General features: G+C 65.9%; 13 protein-coding genes and 1 other RNA gene. 8 read left to right on the top strand and 6 right to left on the bottom strand.

Annotated features, from left to right (window positions below):
- Positions 1 to 159: 159 nt before the first annotated feature.
- The 4 genes from AKJ09_RS14920 to AKJ09_RS14935 all read left to right on the top strand — a co-directional run bounded on the left by AKJ09_RS14920 (position 160) and on the right by AKJ09_RS14935 (position 5,241).
- Positions 160 to 2,418 (top strand): hypothetical protein, encoded by a 2,259-nt coding sequence (locus tag AKJ09_RS14920; RefSeq protein WP_205633713.1) that lies wholly within the window; start codon positions 160 to 162, stop codon positions 2,416 to 2,418.
- Between the two features lie 49 nt (positions 2,419 to 2,467).
- On the top strand, positions 2,468 to 2,650 hold the full coding sequence (locus tag AKJ09_RS54275) for a hypothetical protein (protein WP_205633714.1): 183 nt from the start codon (positions 2,468 to 2,470) through the stop codon (positions 2,648 to 2,650).
- Positions 2,651 to 2,767: 117 nt separating this feature from the next.
- Complete coding sequence (locus AKJ09_RS14930; RefSeq protein WP_146647870.1) at positions 2,768 to 4,009, top strand: GDSL-type esterase/lipase family protein; 1,242 nt, start codon at positions 2,768 to 2,770, stop codon at positions 4,007 to 4,009.
- A gap of 11 nt (positions 4,010 to 4,020) precedes the next feature.
- Complete coding sequence (locus AKJ09_RS14935) at positions 4,021 to 5,241, top strand: GDSL-type esterase/lipase family protein (RefSeq protein ID WP_205633715.1); 1,221 nt, start codon at positions 4,021 to 4,023, stop codon at positions 5,239 to 5,241.
- Positions 5,242 to 5,247: 6 nt separating this feature from the next.
- On the opposite strand, the gene AKJ09_RS14940 is transcribed toward AKJ09_RS14935, so the two are convergent.
- The 6 genes from AKJ09_RS14940 to ffs form a co-directional block, all read right to left on the bottom strand.
- A complete protein-coding gene (locus tag AKJ09_RS14940) occupies positions 5,248 to 6,693 on the bottom strand; it encodes a glycosyltransferase (protein ID WP_169927546.1) in 1,446 nt (481 codons plus the stop codon).
- Between the two features lie 192 nt (positions 6,694 to 6,885).
- Positions 6,886 to 7,746 (bottom strand): OmpA family protein, encoded by an 861-nt coding sequence (locus tag AKJ09_RS14945; protein ID WP_146647873.1) that lies wholly within the window; start codon positions 7,744 to 7,746, stop codon positions 6,886 to 6,888.
- Positions 7,747 to 7,751: 5 nt separating this feature from the next.
- On the bottom strand, positions 7,752 to 8,111 hold the full coding sequence (locus tag AKJ09_RS14950; protein ID WP_146647874.1) for a DUF4398 domain-containing protein: 360 nt from the start codon (positions 8,109 to 8,111) through the stop codon (positions 7,752 to 7,754).
- Positions 8,112 to 8,414: 303 nt separating this feature from the next.
- Positions 8,415 to 8,735, bottom strand: a complete 321-nt coding sequence (locus tag AKJ09_RS14955; RefSeq protein WP_146647875.1) for a PilZ domain-containing protein — start codon at positions 8,733 to 8,735, stop codon at positions 8,415 to 8,417.
- Positions 8,736 to 8,739: 4 nt separating this feature from the next.
- Positions 8,740 to 11,286: an Rne/Rng family ribonuclease gene (locus tag AKJ09_RS14960; protein ID WP_169927547.1), complete on the bottom strand. Its 2,547-nt coding sequence runs from the start codon at positions 11,284 to 11,286 to the stop codon at positions 8,740 to 8,742.
- 630 nt (positions 11,287 to 11,916) lie between these two features.
- Positions 11,917 to 12,003: signal recognition particle sRNA small type (ffs, locus tag AKJ09_RS14965), an RNA gene on the bottom strand.
- Positions 12,004 to 12,281: 278 nt separating this feature from the next.
- On the opposite strand from ffs, the gene AKJ09_RS14970 reads away from it, so the two are divergent.
- From AKJ09_RS14970 to AKJ09_RS14985, 4 genes are all read left to right on the top strand, one after another.
- Positions 12,282 to 14,570, top strand: coding sequence for a hypothetical protein (locus tag AKJ09_RS14970; protein WP_146647877.1), 2,289 nt, complete (start codon positions 12,282 to 12,284; stop codon positions 14,568 to 14,570).
- A gap of 76 nt (positions 14,571 to 14,646) precedes the next feature.
- A complete protein-coding gene (locus tag AKJ09_RS14975; RefSeq protein ID WP_146647878.1) occupies positions 14,647 to 15,552 on the top strand; it encodes an ABC transporter permease in 906 nt (301 codons plus the stop codon).
- A gap of 20 nt (positions 15,553 to 15,572) precedes the next feature.
- Positions 15,573 to 16,604: an ABC transporter ATP-binding protein gene (locus AKJ09_RS14980; RefSeq protein WP_146647879.1), complete on the top strand. Its 1,032-nt coding sequence runs from the start codon at positions 15,573 to 15,575 to the stop codon at positions 16,602 to 16,604.
- A gap of 80 nt (positions 16,605 to 16,684) precedes the next feature.
- On the top strand, positions 16,685 to 18,550 hold the full coding sequence (locus tag AKJ09_RS14985; protein WP_146647880.1) for an aspartate:alanine exchanger family transporter: 1,866 nt from the start codon (positions 16,685 to 16,687) through the stop codon (positions 18,548 to 18,550).
- Positions 18,551 to 18,554: the final 4 nt, after the last annotated feature.

Raw genomic sequence — 18,554 nt, forward strand, 5'->3', positions numbered from 1 at the left:
TCGGCCGCCGTCGCCTCGTACATTCCAGGCCTGAATTTCCGATGTGGAAGCGCTAGCGCGAGCTCGGCGTTTCCATTCCGAGGAGCGGGGTCACGGCCACGCGGAAGGACGTTTGGCCCCGAAGCTGACGAGATGCGCGCGCTGCGGTATTCACGATCGGTGATTTTCTCTCGGGGCGCCCTCGTCACGACCGTCTGGACGGCCGTTCTCGTGGGCGGTTGCGCACGCGGGTCGGACGTTCCCGCTTCTCACTCTCAGGGCTCGGGCGATGCGAGTCCGTCGTCCGCACCGGAGTCGAAGGCCACGGGCACGCTGGCGGCCGCCGACGCAGGCATCCTTGCCGTCGCCGCGCCGATTGCCGAAGAGCCTCCACGCTGCGACGACGCGAAAGACGTCCACCTCTTCGTCTCACCGAGCGTCCCCGCCGTCGGTCAGCCGCTGCGCATCGTCGCCGTTACCGACAAGCCGCTCGTCGGTGAGCTTCGCATCAAGACCGTCGTCAAAGGAAAGAAGGCCGACGACAGCGCGCCCATCGTCACGAGCGACGCACGCCATGGTGGGCCGCCCTATTTCTGGGTCGCCGAAGTGCCTGCGCCACGTGCCGGTGGGTACGAGGCAAGCCTCGTCCAGCCCGCCTGCGATGCCGGAACGAACGTCTCCACGCGCACCGTGAAGGTCTCCGCGGGAACACCCACCGCACCTCTCGCGCCGAAAGAAGGCGACGGCTTGTGGCCGGTGCGTTCCGTCTGGTCGCGCCATCTCGAAAACGTGTACTCCGCATGGATCGAAACACTCTTCGACGCGCCCGACGGCGAGATGCCGAGCTGGCCAGCGCTCCACGAGCTCTTGCGCGATCGAAAGCGCAATCTCCTCTTCGATCATCTCGCCGCCGGTGAAGACAGCGCGAACGCACCGGTCGTTCGCCCCGACTGTGCAGACCTCCCGTACTTCCTGCGGGCCTACTTCGCCTTCAAGCTGCGCCTGCCTTTCGGGGTCTCGGAGTGCAACCGAGGTGGTGGCGGCGCGCCGCCGTCGTGCAAAGGCATCACCACGAACGACGATCCGCCGGTTCGTTACGACGCGAACACCACGGCGGTGAAGACGTTTGGGACGTTCCTCAAGGGCACGCTCGCCGATCGCGCGCATTCCGGATCGGCGCGCACGCCCTTCGACGACGAGAACTCCGACTACTACCCGGTGCCACTCACGTGGGACAGCCTTCGCCCTGGCACCGTGTTCGCCGATCCCTACGGGCACGTGCTCGTCATCGCCAAGCGACTCCCGCAGACCGCGGAGCGAGGTGGCGTCCTGCTCGCGGTCGACGGACAGCCCGACGGCACCGTCGCACGCAAGCGCTTCTGGCGTGGCAACTTCCTCTACGCGCATTCGCCCGAGCTGGGCGGCCCTGGCTTCAAGCGGTTTCGTCCCCTCGTGAGGCAAGACAAGCAACTCGCACGCCTCGACGACGAAGCGATCAGGAAGCACCCCGAATATGGCGATGTGTCCCGCGAGCCGGGCAAGCTCGACATCGAGCCGTTCTACGACGCGATGGACGACGTCATGTCGCCTCGGCCGCTCGATCCCGAGCGCGCGCTCATGGAGACCATCGCCGCGCTCGAAGAGCAGGTTCGCACGCGCGTCAAATCGGTCGACAACGGCCGCAAGTGGCTCGAGAGCGCGAAGGCGCCCGCCACCATGCCCGAGGGTTCGGAGATCTTCGAGACCACGGGCACCTGGGAAGACTTCTCGACGCCCTCGCGCGACCTGCGCTTGCTCATCGCCATCGACGTCGTGCGCGGCTTCCCCGCACGCGTGGCGCGGCGTCCGGAGCGCTATGCGATGCCGGCCGGCAGCTCCGCGAAGGACGTCCAGGCCTCGCTCGAAAAGGTCCTCGCCCGCGAGCTCGCGGCTCGAACCGTCACGTACACCCGCACGGACGGCTCCCCGGCATCACTCTCTCTCGCCGACGTCGCCTCCCGTAGCTCGGCCCTGGAAATGGCGTACAACCCGAACGACTGCGTCGAATCGCGCTGGGGGCCCCGGCCGGCAGCGACGAGGGCAAGACCTGCAAGGGTCAAGCGCCTTCCGATCAGCGCGCACGTATGGATCAATGCCGTTCGTGGTTCGCCGAGCGCAAGCGCCCCGCGCGCAAGTGATTCGCTCTCTCGTGCTTGTCTCGTCCGTGCTCGCGCTCGCATGCACGGCGTGCGGTGGGCCCGAGGCGGCGGCTCCTTCGAGTGCGTCGCCGCCTCCGAACGAGAAGGCGAATGGGGGCTCGCCTCCTTCGCCCGAGGCCTGTCACAACGGCGCCGAGATCGTGCTGCGCGCTCCTTCGCGCGCGGGCTTCGTGCCAGGCACCTATCAGCTCGTCGTGTCGGCCGAGGGCGAGCGACGACGATTCGTCTGCAAGGTCGATGAGCAAGTCGGTAGCTCGTCGTGCAGTGCCGAGCCGCCAGGGGCGGCCGCGATGATGCGCAAAGACACCGAGATCTCGATCGTCGTTCCTGGCTCTGCCAAGGCGCTCGATCTCGACGTCTCACGCAACGGCACCCCCATCGCCCAGACCACCGTGCATCCCGTCTACGAGACGAAATCCGACGGTCGCGGCGGGTCGTGCACGACGGCCTTCGTTGCGCTCGGGCTGAAGTAGCGAGCGCGAGCACTCCACAGCGCGAGCGTCGATCCTCGCGAGCGCGACCACCGCGGTCGTCGCATTGCGGGGCTTGCCCTGAGCCTTAGGCTCGCCCGCTAGGAGGAACTGACTTCGATGAGCGCCACGACCCGTTTGGCTTGGCCTGTGCTCACACTCGCGCTGTTCGCCGCCTGCGATAGCGGGAGCGGAAGCGATGGCTCGAGCACACCCAGCACACCTCCGCCTTCGCCCACTTCACCTAGCCCGAGCACGCCGTCGCCATCGCCCAGCGTGCCGCCGACGACGGAGCCCCCCGAAGATCCCGGCCCGCCGGCCATTCGCTTCATCGGTCGCTTCGACGAGCGCGATACCACCGGCCCCATCTGCGGCTGGCCAGGCTGCCGCGCGATCGCGAACTTCGAGGGCACGACGGTCTCCGTGAAGTTCAAAGAGCAAGCCATCCAATACGGCCCGAGCGTCTGGGAGTACTCCATCGACGACGGCGCATGGCAGACACTGCCGCTGGCCGACGGCCCCGGCGACTACACGCTCGCGAGCAACCTGCCGCAGGGCAAACACAAGGTCGAAGTCTACAAGGTCAGCGAAGCGCAGAACGGCGTGACGCAGTTTCTCGGCTTCGATTTCCACGGAGGCACGCTGGCTCCTCCTCCACTCCATCAGAAGCGCAAGCTCGAGATCGTCGGCGACTCCGACGTCGCGGGCTTCGGCTACAACGGCGCGATCACCGGTTCATGTCTGCCCGGCCCTGACTGGGCCGCAGCGCTCGAAAACTACCGCCTCGCGTGGGGTGAGCGCCTCTCGCAGAAGCTCAACGCGGAGATGAACTCCACGGTCTTCAGCGGCAAGGGCTTCTACTACAACATCTGGCGCCCGGACCTCGAGACCATCGGCGTTCTCTATCCGCGCTCGAACCCGGAAGATCCCACGAGCGTCTTCGACCTGACGAAGTTCACCCCGGACGTCGTCGTCGTTTCGATCGGCGGCAACGACTACAACATCGGTCAACCCGAAGACTTCGGCGCAGCGCCGCTCGCTGGCTTCACGCAGAAGGCCGACGAGATGACGACCATGCTGCGCCAGAACTATCCGCAGGCGCACATCTTCCTCATGGCCTACGCGGTGCTCACCGACGAGTATCCGCCCGGCCGGGGCCGTCGGACGAACGTCGTGACCGCGCTGACCACGGTCACCCAGCAACACAACGCCGCGGGCGACTCGCGCGTCTACTACGTCGCTCCGAGCGAAGCGGTCGCGAGCGAGCTCACGGCCTGCGACGGTCACGGCGGACCCGAGTACCACGAGCGCATCGCGGTCTACATGGCCGAAGAAATTGCCAAGCGCACGGGTTGGCAATGAAGGCCACGACCATGCGTGCAACCAGCATGGCGCTCGGCGTCGTCCTCGCCGTCGCGTGCAGCAGCTCGGGCGGAGACACCGGCGGCACGGGCCCCGTCCCGAGCCCTTCTCCCACCGGCACGCAACCAGGGCCGGCTCCCACGAGCACCGGCACCGGCACGCCTCCTCCCCCCGACCCGGGTCCGCCGGCGATTCAGTTCATCGGTCGCTTCGACACGCGCGACGCGACCGGCCCCGTCGCGGGGTGGCCAGGTGCACGCATCATCGCCAACTTCGAAGGCACGGCGGTCACGGCTCGCCTGAAGGAAGACCAGATGCCCGACGGCCCGAGCGAGTGGGACGTCGCCATCGACGGCCAATGGCAGCCGCGCATGACGCTGCAGGTCGGCGATCACACCTACGACCTCGCGAAGGACCTCACGCCCGGTAAGCACACCGTCGAGCTCTTCAAGAACACCGAGTCGCAAACCGGCGTGACCCAGTTCCTGGGCTACGACTTCCACGGAGGAACGCTCTTGCCCCCACCGCTCCGTGCCTCGCGTCATCTCGAAGTGGTCGGCGACTCCGACGTCGCCGGCTACGGGTACGAAGGTGCCGGACAGCCTGGAAATTGCGGTGGCGAAGCCTGGCTCGCGAAGTATCAGAACTTCCGAGCCGCGTGGGGTCAACGCCTCACCGACAGGCTGAACGCCGATCTCGAAGGCGTCGTGTTCAGCGGCAAGGGCTTCTATTACAACGCGTGGCGGCCCGACACCGAGACCATCGACGTGCTCTATCCGCGGTCGAATCCGGAAGACGTCTCGAGCGCGTTCGATCTCAAGAAGGAAGCACCCGACGTGATCGTCATCGCCATCGGTGGCAACGATTACAACCTCGGTGAGCCGTCCGACACCGGTCCGGCACCACTCGACGGCTTCACCGACAAGGCGCGGACCTTCACGGCGATGCTGCGCTCGAATTACCCTCAGGCGCACATCTTCCTGATGGCCTACGCCGTCCTCACCGACGACGATCCGCCCGGACGGCTCAAGCGCACGAGCGTGGTCACCGCCTACAACACGGTGGTCAACGAACGGAACGCGGCGGGCGATTCGCGCGTGTATTTCGTGGCGCCTCAAGCTGCAGATTACACGGAATTGACGGCGTGCGACGGCCACGGTGGCCCCGAGTACCACGAGCGAATCGCGACCTTCCTCGAAGGAGAGATTCGCGAGAAGACCGGCTGGAAGTGAACTGACTCAAGGCTGGGCGGCGGCCGTTCCGGAGAAGAGAAGACGGACGACCGCCGCCCAGTTCTCGAGCGATGTGATTCCGAGGTACTCGTCACGCACGCGTTCGAATCCAGCCCTCCCGAGGCGCTCGGCGAGCGCTTCGTCGGACAGCACGCGTCGTAGCGCGTTGGCGAACTCGCGCGGATCCTCCGGGTTGCGGAGCAGCAAGCCGTCGACGCCGTCCTGAATCTGATCCTGGATACCGCCGACGGCGCTCGCGATGACCGGGCGCCGTTTCCACATGGCCTCGGTGACCGTCAGGCCGAACCCTTCGCGAAGGCTCTTCTGGACGACCACCGTCGCGTGACGCTGGAGCGCATTCACGATCGCCGCGTTCTCTTCGGTGTCTTCCATCGGCAGCTGCACGAGATGTGCGGTTCGCCTCAGCGAGTCGGGGAGTTGCCGCCAGTACGTCTCGACACTTCGCAAGACTTGGGGCGCTTCGGGGTCGTCGGCCACGGTACGCACGCCAGGGCCCGCGAGAACGAGCGCGGCGTCGCGCGGAATGTCGGGCGCGAGACATTCCGTGAAGCCTCGGAGCACGCCGAGCGGATCCTTCATCGTGTCCCAGCGCGAGACTTGAACGACGAGCGGGGTCTTCCATGACGGCGCTGGCCCGACGCGGACGACCTCGGCTTGTCGATCGACGCGTCCGACGCTGCCGTCTTCGCGCGAGAACACGGCCGGCGCATCACCGCGCGGTCCACCGACGAGTCCCACGTCGAAGAGAATCGCGCGCGTCGTAGCTTCGTCCATGAACTGGTTCTTGGCCGAGAACGGATCGATGTTCGGCGGCAGAACGATGGTCTGCTTGTGGTGCAACCAGCTCGGCGCGTACGACTGACGGGAGAAGACCGAATACGGAGCCTGCTCGACGTACTTGCGGAGGAAGTTCCACGCGAGCTCGACTTCAGGGTCGACCTGATCGTGACCGATGTGGCAACGCCACACGACGCGCATGCCCTTGCAGACGAAGTGAGGAATGAGTCCTGCCGTCTGTGGATCGTGGCAGACAACCACGTCTTCGGGTCGAATCAGCGCGTCGAGCGCGACGGCGTTCTGCTTGGTGACTTGTTCGTAGAGCGCAGCCTCTGCGGCGCCGAGCGGTGATCCGTCGCCCGCGCAGCCGTGCATGGCATTGTGGAGCCGCTTGGTGATCCGGAAGAACTCGGGTGGCCCCTCGATGACGGCCCAGCGCGCCAGAATTCCGAGGCCTCGCGCGTAGCGCAGGAGCGACCGCAGCATCTCGGCGACGCCGCCTCCCGTCGCCGTCGAGCTGACGTTGAAGACGGCGTGAGCTCCGAGCAGCCCTCGAATCTCTTCCGAGACGCGCTGCAGAGCGACGACCCGTTCGGGCCCGAGAAGCTCCGCAAACGGCTCGGCGCTGCGCGCAGTGACGTTGACCTCGAACATGGCCAGCCCTCTCGGCCACTCGAGCATGCGAGCGACGTGCCCCGAGTCGGCGGAGCGCCGCGAGCGCGGCCTTCACTCACCAAGCAGTGGGAAACCGAGCGAAGCGAAGCGAGCGAGCGAAAGCGAGCGACAAAACAAGAAAGCGAGCAGTCCCGCGTGGGGCTGCCCGCTTTCCATCTCACGGAGAAGCGCTCAGTGCTTCGACGGCTCGACGATGATCTCGACGCGACGGTTGTTCGCGCGACCTTCGGCGGTCTTGTTGTCGGCGATCGGACGATCCGGACCGACGCCGACCGTCTTGATGCGGTCCGCAGCGACGCCGCGAGCGACGAGCTGGGTCTTGACCGCGTCGGCTCGCTTCTGACCGAGCTCCATGTTGTAGGAGCGCTGGCCCTGCGAGTCGGTGTGGCCTTCGATCGTGATGTTCGAGTCGGGGTTGCCCTTGATGAGGGCGTCGGCGACTTCGTTCAGTTTGACCATCGCGCCCGGAAGGAGGTTCGACTCGTTCGACGGGAAGAGCACCGAACCCGACAGCGTGATGACCATGCCGCGGGACTCCTGCTTGACGCTGGCGATCTTCTGAAGATCGGCCATCGCCTGAGCAGCCTGCTTCTCCGCCGCTTCACGCGCGGCCTTCTCGCGCGCGAGCTGGTCCTGCGTCTTCTCGAGGCTCGACTTCGTGTTCGCGAGGTCGTTGCGTGCCTGGCGAAGCGCGTCGCCCTGGAGGTTCTGCGCCTCGCGCTCGGCCGCCTCACGCTCCTTCTGGGCGAGCGACGCGCGCGCCGTCGCCTCGGCGAGCTGCGCCTTGCGGATGGCGACGTACGAGAAGTCCTTCGTCTGGGGCGAGTCGCTATCGTCGTTGAACGAGCGCTCCGCCTGATCGAGCGCCTGCTTGGCGACGTGGAGGTCGGCGGGCGTCTGCTGCGCGGCCGGGCCCTTCGCGGCAGCCTGGTAGGCCGCGCGCGCGTCGACGAGCTCCTTCGGAGGAAGGTTTGCACCACACGCGACCGCGAGAAGCGCGAGCGAGGCGATGGAGATGTTGGTCTTGCGCATGACGCTCACTTTCCTGCCTTGAGGGCCTTGACGCGTTCCTGAGCCTTGTCGGCCTCGGCCTTCGCGGTGTTCTCCTTGGCGAGCATGACGGAGAGCTCGGCGTCGGAGTTGGCTCGCTGGAGCACCAGATCGGCGCGCTTGTTGTCGCCGTCCTGCATCAGGGTCTTCGCCTGATCGATCTGCTCTTGCGCGAGCTTCAGGTGCAGCGCTGCGCGCGGTTCGCGATCGGCTCCGAGCTCTCGGGCGCTGCGCGACGCGGCTTCGGCGCTCGCAAGACGGTCAGTCGGCGGGGGGAAGCTGCTTCCACACGCGGTGAGCATGGCCACGAGCGCACCCGCAACACACGCGAAAGGGAGGTTCTTCATGGTGTCCTCGTCAGTCCTCGTCAGGGCTTCTGGTACCGACTCCCGTATCTGCTTCGCGCGCTCGGCTTATGAGGCTGGCTTCTGACCGAGCTCATGGCCGAGTTCGCGATCGAGAGGGGAGTGCGAATACCCTGGGCGCTTGAGCGTAACGCACCCGAGTGCCCGTTTGTGAAGCATATTGAGGCTCGAGAACAGCAGAGCCTTCGTTAAATGACCTTCACAAAACGCAACACCCTCCTTTTGGAGGAGGGCGTTACGAGGGCGTTACGAGGCTCGGAGGCGGGCGCGGAAAGTGAGCTCGCGTCAGCGCGCGCGGCCGGTCAAAAGCTTGTCGATCAGGTCCTTCGAGTAGGCCGAGAGCTCGCGGAAAACGACGCCCATTCCGTCTTTCTCGAGACGCACGACCTCGCCGATCCCTTCGATCGTTTCGATGTCGTCCATGATGACCGTAAAGCGGAGGTTCACGCTCGTACCGACAGGAAGCGGCTTCTGCGCACGGATGAACACACCCGTCCGCGAGATGTTCGTCACGTACTCCTGGATGAACGCGTCGAACGACTCGAACTCCTTGTTGATCGTGACGCGCTCGTCGCCTCGCTTGTCGGTTCCAGCGTGCTCGCTCATGGCCTCACTTGCCCTGCAGATCGAACTGCTCGAGGTGGTACTCCTTGCGCGGCACCACGATGATCTTGCGCATGAAGCGGTTCTCCGCGTCGGCGACGGCTTCGCGCTCGGCGCCGTTGAGAACGTCCGCCACGGCGGGGTGCGCGTTGACGACCACCGAGTAGCCCGGGAGCGTGGCGCGCTTCCGGCGGACCTCGCGCAGGATCTCGTATGCGATCGTCTCCTTCGACTGCAGCTGCCCGGTGCCGTCGCAATAGAAGCAGGGCTCGTGCATGAGGCGGCCGAGGCTCTCGCGCGTGCGCTTGCGCGTCATCTCGATGAGACCGAGCTCCGAGATGCGGTTGAGCGTGGTCTTCGCCTTGTCTCGCTGGAGAAGCTCCTCGAGGGTGCGACGCACCTTCTCGCGGTTCTTGTGCTGCTCCATGTCGATGAGGTCGAGAATGATGAGGCCGCCGATGTTCCTGAAGCGAAGCTGGTAGGCGATCTCGTTGACCGCCTCGAGGTTCGTCTTGAGGATCGTCTCCTCCATGTCCTTGCTGCCCTTGCCGACGAACCGACCCGTGTTGACGTCGATCGCGGTGAGGGCTTCGGCCTGATCGATGATCAGGTAGCCACCCGAGGGCAGCGGAACCTTGCGCGAGAGCGCGCGGCCGATCTCGTCTTCGATGCCGTACTCGTCGAAGATGGGCTCCTCTTCGTCATACAGCTTCACGTTCTTCACGCGCTCGGGCGCGAACATCTCGACGAAGCGGCAGAGGCGCTCGTACTGCTGCTTGTCGTCGATGACGACCTCGTCGACCTCGTCGGTGAAGAGGTCGCGCGCCACTTTGAGAACGAGATCGAGCTCGCTCGAGAGGCAGTTCGGAGCCTTGGCGCCATCGCGCTTCTTCGCGATCTCTCCCCAGAGGCGAACGAGGTAACCGACGTCCTGCTTGAGGCCCTTCTTGGTGAGGCCTTCGGCAACCGTGCGCACGATGAGGCCGCCTGACGGAGGCTTCATCGCCTCGATCGCCTCACGCAGCCGCGCGCGCTCCTTGTCGTTGCCGATACGCTTGGAAATGCCGATGTGATCGACCGTCGGCAGGTAGACGACGTAACGGCCCGGCAGCGAGATGTGGCTCGAGCAGCGCGCGCCCTTCGTGCCGATCGGATCCTTCGTGACCTGGACGATGATCTCCTGGCCCTCGCGGACGACCTCGCGAATCGGCGTCGACTTCGAGATACGCCCCGGCATGTTCTGCGCGGGACGGCCGCCACGGCGCTCGCCGCCTCGCGGGCTCTTGTCTCGGTGATCACCACCGCGCGAACCACTGCGCTCGCCACGCGAGCCGCCACGTTCACCGCGCGAGCCACCACGTGCCTCGGCGCCGCCACGGCGCTCACGGCCTTCACCGCTAGCTCCACGACGACGACCGCGACGGCGACGGCCACCACGCTCGCCACGATCCGACGTGCGGGCCGGGGCCGGGGCGCGCGGAACGGGCTCGCCGGGCTCCGAGACGGTGAAGCCGGGAAGATCGTCGCCCTCGAGGATGTCGTCGTCGTCTTCGCCCTCGGACTCGCTTTCGCTGTCGGACTCGCTCTCGCTCTCGTCCTCGTCGAGCTCGATCAGCGGCACCGACGCGTCGGCCATCGGCGAATCGGGCTGGATGTGGTCGAGGCGAACTTCGCTCGTCACGTCGGCCGGAACGGCGGCTTCCTCGTGCTCGTCTTCGTCTTCGTCCTCGTCGTCATGCTCGCTGTCCGCGAACGCATCTTCGTCCTCGGGGAGCTCGTCGAGCGTCGGCGCCGAGTTGAAGGAGTGCGACGAGTCGTCGTCGCTCGAACCGCGCGCGAGGAGCTCGTCGGCCGAGGCCGGGGCCGGGGTGATGAGCGGGGAGGACGCAATGTCGGCCGTGATCGAGATCGACGAGGACGACGACGGCGGAAGCGCGGCCGACGAAAGGGCTGCCTCACTGGCCGGCGCCTCGCTCACCTCGATCACTTCTTCGACGACTTCCTCGACGAGCGCACGCTTTACGGTGCTCGTGCCGTTCGTCCCCGCGCGGTGTTTCGCGGGAGCCGGCCAGTTGTCGTACGAGACAGTCGCTTCGAGATCCGTCGACTCGCGCAGGATGGGCGCAGACGGGACGGGTTCCGGCGCGCTCGAGACGCCGCCTTCTTCGGCCGCGGATCCTTCGGCGCCACCCGCTTCGGCAGCGACCTCGCCGCTGTCCGCTCCCTCGCCCCCTTCGCTCTCATCGAGCTCGACCGACCCGCCGCCCTCTTCCCCGCGGGCCAGCTTGCGGCCGCCGGCGAGGTACTCGTCGAAGTCGTCCGGGCGAATCAGATCCTCGACATGCAAGAACGCGGCTCGCTCTTGCCCGATGTCGATGAAGGCCGCCTGCAGGCCGGGGAGAACACGTGTGACCTTGCCTAGGTACACGTTGCCGACCGTGCTCGACTGCCGGCCTTTTCGTTCGATGTGTAGCTCTGCGATGATGCCGTTTTCGATCAGCGCAGCGCGCGTCTCGCGGATATCACAGCTGATGACGAGAATGTTCTTGGCCATGGACGGGAATTGCTTTCCCGCCCGGGGACACGCAGAACGCACTTCGTTCGTGGCGACCCGCGAGACAGTGCTCGTCACGTCGGGCGTGCACGTCCGGCCCGCTCCTTGCCCCGGCCTCGATCGGCCATGCGCGGGCAAGGACAACGGGCGCGCGCGTCGCCAATGCTTGAGCATGCTGGCGCGGCGCGAGCGGCACGAGCGGCATGACAGCGAAAAGCGCTGCTGCTGCGGTGCCGGTGTCCGGGTGACGTGAGCGACGAAACTCGGGGGTCATGGTCGACGAACCAGCTCGCCACTCGGCTTTGGATCACCAAGAAAAACGAGATGGGAAAAAGCGCGCTTTACGCCCTCGGGCGCCGGTCGGAACGTCGGGAACGACGCGAGACGAGTCAGACAACTCAAACGAGTCACATCACTTGAAACGCGGCGATACACAACAGCCCGACCGATTGGTTCAGTCAAAACGGACCCGGGAAATACAAGCTGAAATACGAAGACTTGTATGCCGGGGGAAACCTTCGGGGCCCGAGCGCGACCATAAAAGTGCGCCGCGGAACCCTACTTCTTTGACTACCGGAAAGCGCCCGCCTGCGCCACTGGGTTCGTCGCCTCCAGGGCACAAAACAAAATAGGAAAGGCCCTGCCACACCCTTCCGCGCTACCGTTGCTCCGTTTCCGGCCTGGCGGGATTCACGTTTCCGGGTCGACAGGGCCACACTTTCGAATGGCTGCTGAGGGGACCTCTAGGGCGTTTCGCGGACCACGTCGAGCCCTTTTCAACATGACCCCTCAGGTCGGCCCTGCAGACGTCCATGAGACGCCGCGAACATCTCCATAACTAATCGAAATTACTCACATCTCATAGCTGGGCTCGTGACCGCCCCGCGTTTCCGTTGACCTTCGCGAGTGGACTGCAAGAGTCCACCGCCGCGCAAACGCCACCGAACCCGTTCGGGGTCGAGCGAGATGCGCCTCGAACTCGAAGGGTGGTCGACATGCGTTTTGCGCGAAGCCGGATCGGCGTTGGTGGGCGCGTCCTCGGGGGAGCTCTCACGCTCGCGGCGCTGGTCACGACATCCGCGGTCTTCGCCGACGGTGGGGATGCGCTCGAGCGCCACGCTCGCACGTCCATCGGACAGGTGAATCAGACCACGCGCGGCATCGCCCTGGTCAGGACTGCGACCGATCGCTTCGGCGACGGCGACACCATCGTCCGCTTCGCGCAGACGCATCACGGCTTGCCCGTCATCGGGCGAGGCGCCGTGGCGCGCATCTCGAAAGCCGGCGTGACCTTGCGCGCAGACGCCAAGGTCGAGAGCGACCTGCCGGTGACCACGCTCCCCACCATCATGGCCGACGCCGCAGCTCGCACGGCCGAACGTTGGTCGCGCGGGTCCGCGAGCGCCGCCGATGCGCATCTCGTCGTGTGGCCGCTGCGTGGCGGGGGTTCGCGTCTCGCCTACGCAGTGCTCCCCAAGGTCCCGGCCGGCATTCCAAGCGCGCCTCGTGTCATCGTCGACGCCGAGACCGGTGACGTCCTCGAAGCGCGCGACCTGATTCGCTTCGCTCGCGCATTCACGTATCCCGCGAACCCCACGAGCACGCCCACGCCGGATCTCCTTCCCATCGCGCTCACGCCTGGGGCGAAGCTCACGAGCGACTTCATCGACTCGAACAACTGCATCGACAACAAAACGGTGCGGCCGGTCAACATGTACGGCTTCAACGCCAAGGTCCACGTCTGCGACATGCTGCAGACGGCCACTGCCAACTCCACTGACGACTTCGTTTACCCCCCCGTGGACGACGGCTCGCCGGCGGCACGCTCGGACACGTTCTCGGAAGTGTCGATGTATTATCACGCGAGTCGCGCGTACGACTTCTTCCGCAAGCTCTCCGGCGTCGCGGACGCGCAGGTCGTGGAAGACAAGCCGCTCCGGCTCGTCGCGAACCTCCAGATCCCCTCGGGCCTGCAGAGCGGGAACTTCGCCCAAGCCGCGGATCCGGACCGCGCACTCGAACCGTTCTCGAACGCCTTCTTTTCTCCTGCGAGCGGCGGACTCGGCGAGATCTTCGCCCAGATCTACGGAGTCACCGGCGGCGGTCTCTGGTTCGGTCAGGGCCCGAACCGCGACTACTCGTACGACGGCGACGTCGTCTATCATGAGTTCACGCACGCGGTCGTCGACAAGACGCTGAAGCTCGAGGCCTGGCACATCGACGCGCGCGGCGTCATCGATGCTCCCGGCGCGATGAACGAAGGCCTCGCGGACTACTTCTCTTCGGCGCTCGCCAAGGATCCCAACGTCGGCGAATACGCCTCCAAAGATCTCGCGGCGGGACTCGATGCCATTCGGAAGCTCGACAACCAGGACAAGTGCCCTGCGAACGTGAGCGGAGAGGTCCACGCCGACTCGACGCTCTTCTCCGGCGCCCTCTGGGAGGCACGGATGTCGCTCGCCGAAGACGACCGCATGAAGTTCGATGCGGCCCTCTACAAGTCGATGCGCGAGAACGCGGGCAGCGGCGATCTCGGCTACGACGATCTCGGCAAGCTGTTCTTGGGAACGCTCGCGACCGACCTACCGGCAGGCAAGACGGCGCTCGAAACGGCCCTCACCAACCGCGGAGTCCTCCCGAGCTGCGAACGCATCTTCGAGTACACGGACCATCCGATCTCTCCCATCGATAAGAGCCTTGGTGGGTTCGCCGCGCCCGGGGCTCAGACCGTCGGGCTGAGCGGCCTCGCTCCGGGACTCATCCAGGTCCACGCCAAGATCACGGGCAAGCCCGCCAAGGTCACCTTGCAGTTCGACGCCTTCGAAGGCCAAGGAAGCGCCAGTCCGTTCGGCAATGCCACGCCGTTCACGCCAGTCGTGCTCGCGAAATTCGGCCAGGCCATCACGTGGTCGGTCAAAGGTGGCAAGGCCTCCCACGATGCCGATGCGACGGCGCCCGTCGACAGCACCATCGGCGGCGCCTCCTTCGACATTCCCGACGGCGCTACCGACGTCTGGCTCCAGGTCGCAAACAAAGGCGAGAGCGACGGCGCGTACGCGCGGCTGACCGTCGCTTTCGTTCCGCAGCCGGCCTCCGCGCCGGCGACTACCGAACCGGCGACCACGTCGACCACCTCGACCACGACCACCACCGACGACGGCGGCTGCGGCTGCGTGACCGTCGGAGGTTCGTCGCGTTCGTCGCGAAACTCGTTCGGCCTCGCGGCTTTGCTCGGCGTCATGGCCACCATCGCCGGACTCGCCCGCCGGCGCCGCGCTTCCTGAAAGGCAGGCGAAGGCAGACTGGAGACGTTTTCGCCGCCGGTTTGCGCACCGGTCGCGAGTTGTCTACGGTTCGGGCGTGAGTCCGTTCCGAGAAATTTCCATCTTGGTGCTTCGGGAGCTTCGAAAGAGCTTCCGAACCGTCAAAGGCATCCTCCTGTTCGTCTTCACGGTGCTGGGAGGCGGACTCTTCGCGTACCTGCTCGCGCAGTCGGACAGCATTCGCAAACAGCGCATGGCCGAAAAGGCCATCTCGCCCGAGGCGCTCCTCGAGGTGAAGAAGCAGGCCCTCGGCCTGTGGTTCACGAACACAGCCACGGGTGAGCACGTCGGCAACGCGCCGTTCCTCCTCATGGTCGTCTTCGCCGTTTCGCTGTGGCTCGTCCCCGGCGTCGTTCTCCTTCTCGGGTTCGACACGGTCTCCGGCGACCTGCAGCATCGGACCATCCGCTACTGGACGGTGCGTTCACGTCGCTGGTCCTACGTGGCCGGCAAGTTCTTCGGCCTCTGGGCCACGTGCTCGATCGTCGCGCTCGCGATGCACGTCTTGATCTGGATCGTCGTCATCGCGCGCGGCGAGGCCACGTTCGGTGAGACCATCGGCTGGGGCCTCCGGTTCTGGCTCGCGTCGCTTCCGATCCTGAGCATCTGGTGCGCGGTCTCCGTGCTCGTGAGCTCGCTCTTCAAGACGCCGATCCTCGCGCTCCTCCTCACGGGCGGCACCTTCTTCATGTGGTGGCTCACCTACTTCGTGGCCTGGCTCGGCCCCCACGCGCACGCGCTCGACGACGCCGCGTCCGCGAACGCCGCCTCGCTGACGCCTCCCGCGCCCACCTTCCTGATGTACACGTTCCCGAGCTTCCACGATCGGCTCGTGCTCTCTCCCCTCTTCAGTGACGTCGCTCTCGGCCTCTTCATCACGCTCGGCTTCGCGGCCGCGTGCATCGCCGGAACGTCCTTCATCGTGGCAAAGCGAGACGTGTGATGCCGGACGAGACCTTGGCAATGACCGAAGAAAAAGCCGTTCCCGATGTGGTGAAGGTCGAGGCTCCTGCAGCCCTCGCCGCGGATGCTCCCGTCGCTACGACCTCCGAGAAGAAGAAAAAGAAGAAGAGCGAAGTCGAAGTCGCCGTTCGACTCACCAAGGTGACGAAGCGCTTCGGTGCGAAGACCGCCGTCGACGAAGTCTCGCTTCGCGTTCGTGCCGGCTCGGTCTACGGACTCATCGGTCCGAACGGTGCGGGCAAGACCACGACCTTCTCGATGATGGCCGGCTTCCTCAAGCCGACCAGCGGCAACGTCGAAGTGCTTGGCTACAGCCCCACGCAGGTCGACGAGCTCCGTTCGCGCCTCGGAGTGCTCCCGCAGGATGCGCTGCTTCCCGCCTCCGACAAGGTCGGCGAGTTCCTCTCGCACATGGCGCTCCTGCAGGACATCCCGAAGGACCGCGTCGAGACCACCGCGCGCGAAGTGCTCGCCGAGGTCGAGGGTCGCGACTGGTGGAACGTTCGCTGCGGAAGCCTCTCGCACGGCATGGCCAAGCGCGTTCAGCTCGCGCAGGCGCTCCTCGGCGATCCCGAGGTCGTCCTCCTCGACGAGCCCACCGCCGGTCTCGATCCCCGCGTGGCCTACGAGGTTCGTCAGCTCATCAAGTCGCGTCGCGGGCGCTGCACGCTCATCGTCTCGAGCCACAATCTCCAGGAGCTGGAAGAGATCTGCGACGGCGCGGCCATTCTCGACCGTGGGCGCGTGGTGGCCTCCGGCTCGATCAGCGAACTCACGGCCGCGAGCGAAGAGATTCGCATTCGCCTCGCGCAGGGTCCCGTGCCGATCCCTGTGGTGCGAGATCTCCCCATGGTGAAACGCGTCGAGTGGGACGACGAGCGACGTGAGCTCGTCGTGTATTTCGATCGCGGCTCGGTCGATGCGGAGACGGTGATCGGTCACGTGCTCTGGGCGCTCTTGCAGAATCAGGCGCGAATCAGCGCGGTTTCGAAGGGTCGCGGCCTCGAGCAGCGCGTCATGGACCTCACTTAGCGGAAGCACGGCCAGCACGAGCGCCGCGCTCGTGGCACCGACTTGGCTATTCCCCAGCTCGAGGAAGGCAGGGGAAGCTCATGAGTCGGACGCGACGTTCTCAGCTGGCCGCCCTCTTGGGCATCGTCTTCGGGCTCGGCGCGATGACGGCCGCCTATGCACAAGGCACGGCCGGCGCAGAGGCAGCCGCCCCCGCGCCGCATCCTCATGGGATCTTCGGCTCGATCATCAGCGGGCTGAGCCATCAGCCGTTCATCACGCTGTTCCTGCTCGTCGCCGGCGGCTACGCGCTCGGCGCGGTGAAGTTCAAAGGGATCACACTCGGCGCGACCGCCTCGACGCTGATCATCGCGCTCGCGGTGAGCCTCTGGGGCGCGCAGCGGTTCGGGATCCAATTCAACATCCCGGAGTTCGCGAGCACGATCTTCTTCAACCTCTTCATGTTCTCCGTAGGCATGAAGGTGGGCCCGCAATTCTTGACCGGCCTACGACGTGATGCCGGCAAGTTCATCTTCATGGGGCTGTTCATTCCAGCCCTGTCCCTGGCGACGATCTTCGCCATCCGCGCGATCTTCCATCCGGCGCCGGGCCTCGTACCGGGGATCTTCGCGGGGGCCAACACGGCCACGCCAGGTATCGGTGCGGCGCAGGCAGCGTTCACCAGCGGCGCGGCGAAGCTCCCGGCCGGTACGAACGTCGGCGAGGCCATGTCGAACATGTCGACCGCCTTCGCCTTCACCTACTGCATCAGCATGGTGCTCTTCATCGTGCTCACGAAGGTGCCGGACATGTTCGGCGCGAACACGTCGAAGGCCGCCAAGGAGTTCGAGGCGAAGGTGGGCGCGAGCTCGGACAGCCCGCTTCCGGGCGCCGGCGACGAGTTCTTCAGCACCACGCTTCCGCTCTCGCGCATTCCGGTGACCATCCGCACGTACGAGATCGAAAATCCGAAGCTCGAGGGCATCTCGCTCGGTCAGCTGCGGGTGGCGTATCCCGACGTGTCCGTCGAACAAGTCTTCCGCGGCGGCCAGGTCATGGATGCGCGCGACGAAGTCGTTCTCAAGTCGCACGACGAAGTCACGCTCTACGGCCAGATTTCACGCCTCATCCGCGCGGCCACGCAGATCGGGCCCGAGGTCTACGAACACGCCTCGCACGAGATGGGCGCGCAGACGGTCGACGTCGTGGTCCACAAGGGCCAGGCGGTCGGGCGAAAGCTCGGAGACCTCGCCAAAGACGTGGGCCACGGCCTCTACCTCAACGCGATGTTCCGAGCGGGCGACGCCATTCCGCACGGACCGGAGGTCGTGGTCCACAAGGGCGACGTCCTTCGCGTCACGGGCACCCGCTGGCGCATCAAGATCCTCGAGCAAGAGACGGGTAGCGTGATCGAACCGAGCCTCGGCACGGACATCGTGACCCTCGCGCTCGGCCTCACGCTCGGCGCGCTCGTCGGCATGATCACGGTCCACGTCGGCCACATCAGGCTCACGCTCGGTGCGGCCGTCGGCCTGCTTCTCGTGGGCATCGCACTCAGCACGATCCGCACGCGCTATCCGGGTCTCGGCGGCCCCTACCCCGAGCCCGCGCGTCAGCTCATCGAAGATCTCGGCCTGAACGTCTTCATCGCGATCCTGGGCATCAACTCGGGCGCGGGCGTCATCAAGGCCATCCAGGCCGGCGCGCTCACGCCGATCCTCGTCGGATGCATGGTGGTCGGCTTCATTCCGCCGATCATCGCGTGGTTCGTCGGATCGAAGATCATGAAGATGAACCTCGCCTTGCTCCTCGGGGCCGTCTCGGGCGGTCGCTGCAACAGCGCGGGCATGCGCGCCTCGCAGGAGGCGACGCACAGTACGGTTCCGGCCATTTCCTATCCGGCGACGTTCGCGATCTCGAACATCGTCCTCACGCTTCTGTCCTACGTGATGGCGATGGTCGGCTGAGCGC

The organism is Labilithrix luteola, assembly GCF_001263205.1.
In the GTDB taxonomy this organism is placed as follows: Bacteria; Myxococcota_A; Polyangia; order Polyangiales; family Polyangiaceae; genus Labilithrix; species Labilithrix luteola.

What these genes read in the sequence shown, in the direction of transcription:
- AKJ09_RS54275 (WP_205633714.1), top strand. Translation starts at nt 2,468, where the DNA reads ATGATGCGCAAAGACACCGAGATCTCGATCGTCGTTCCTGGCTCTGCC.
- AKJ09_RS14930 (WP_146647870.1), top strand. Translation starts at nt 2,768, where the DNA reads ATGAGCGCCACGACCCGTTTGGCTTGGCCTGTGCTCACACTCGCGCTG.
- AKJ09_RS14935 (WP_205633715.1), top strand. Translation starts at nt 4,021, where the DNA reads ATGCGTGCAACCAGCATGGCGCTCGGCGTCGTCCTCGCCGTCGCGTGC.
- AKJ09_RS14940 (WP_169927546.1), bottom strand. Translation starts at nt 6,693, where the DNA reads ATGTTCGAGGTCAACGTCACTGCGCGCAGCGCCGAGCCGTTTGCGGAG.
- AKJ09_RS14945 (WP_146647873.1), bottom strand. Translation starts at nt 7,746, where the DNA reads ATGCGCAAGACCAACATCTCCATCGCCTCGCTCGCGCTTCTCGCGGTC.
- AKJ09_RS14950 (WP_146647874.1), bottom strand. Translation starts at nt 8,111, where the DNA reads ATGAAGAACCTCCCTTTCGCGTGTGTTGCGGGTGCGCTCGTGGCCATG.
- AKJ09_RS14955 (WP_146647875.1), bottom strand. Translation starts at nt 8,735, where the DNA reads ATGAGCGAGCACGCTGGAACCGACAAGCGAGGCGACGAGCGCGTCACG.
- AKJ09_RS14960 (WP_169927547.1), bottom strand. Translation starts at nt 11,286, where the DNA reads ATGGCCAAGAACATTCTCGTCATCAGCTGTGATATCCGCGAGACGCGC.
- AKJ09_RS14970 (WP_146647877.1), top strand. Translation starts at nt 12,282, where the DNA reads ATGCGTTTTGCGCGAAGCCGGATCGGCGTTGGTGGGCGCGTCCTCGGG.
- AKJ09_RS14980 (WP_146647879.1), top strand. Translation starts at nt 15,573, where the DNA reads ATGACCGAAGAAAAAGCCGTTCCCGATGTGGTGAAGGTCGAGGCTCCT.
- AKJ09_RS14985 (WP_146647880.1), top strand. Translation starts at nt 16,685, where the DNA reads ATGAGTCGGACGCGACGTTCTCAGCTGGCCGCCCTCTTGGGCATCGTC.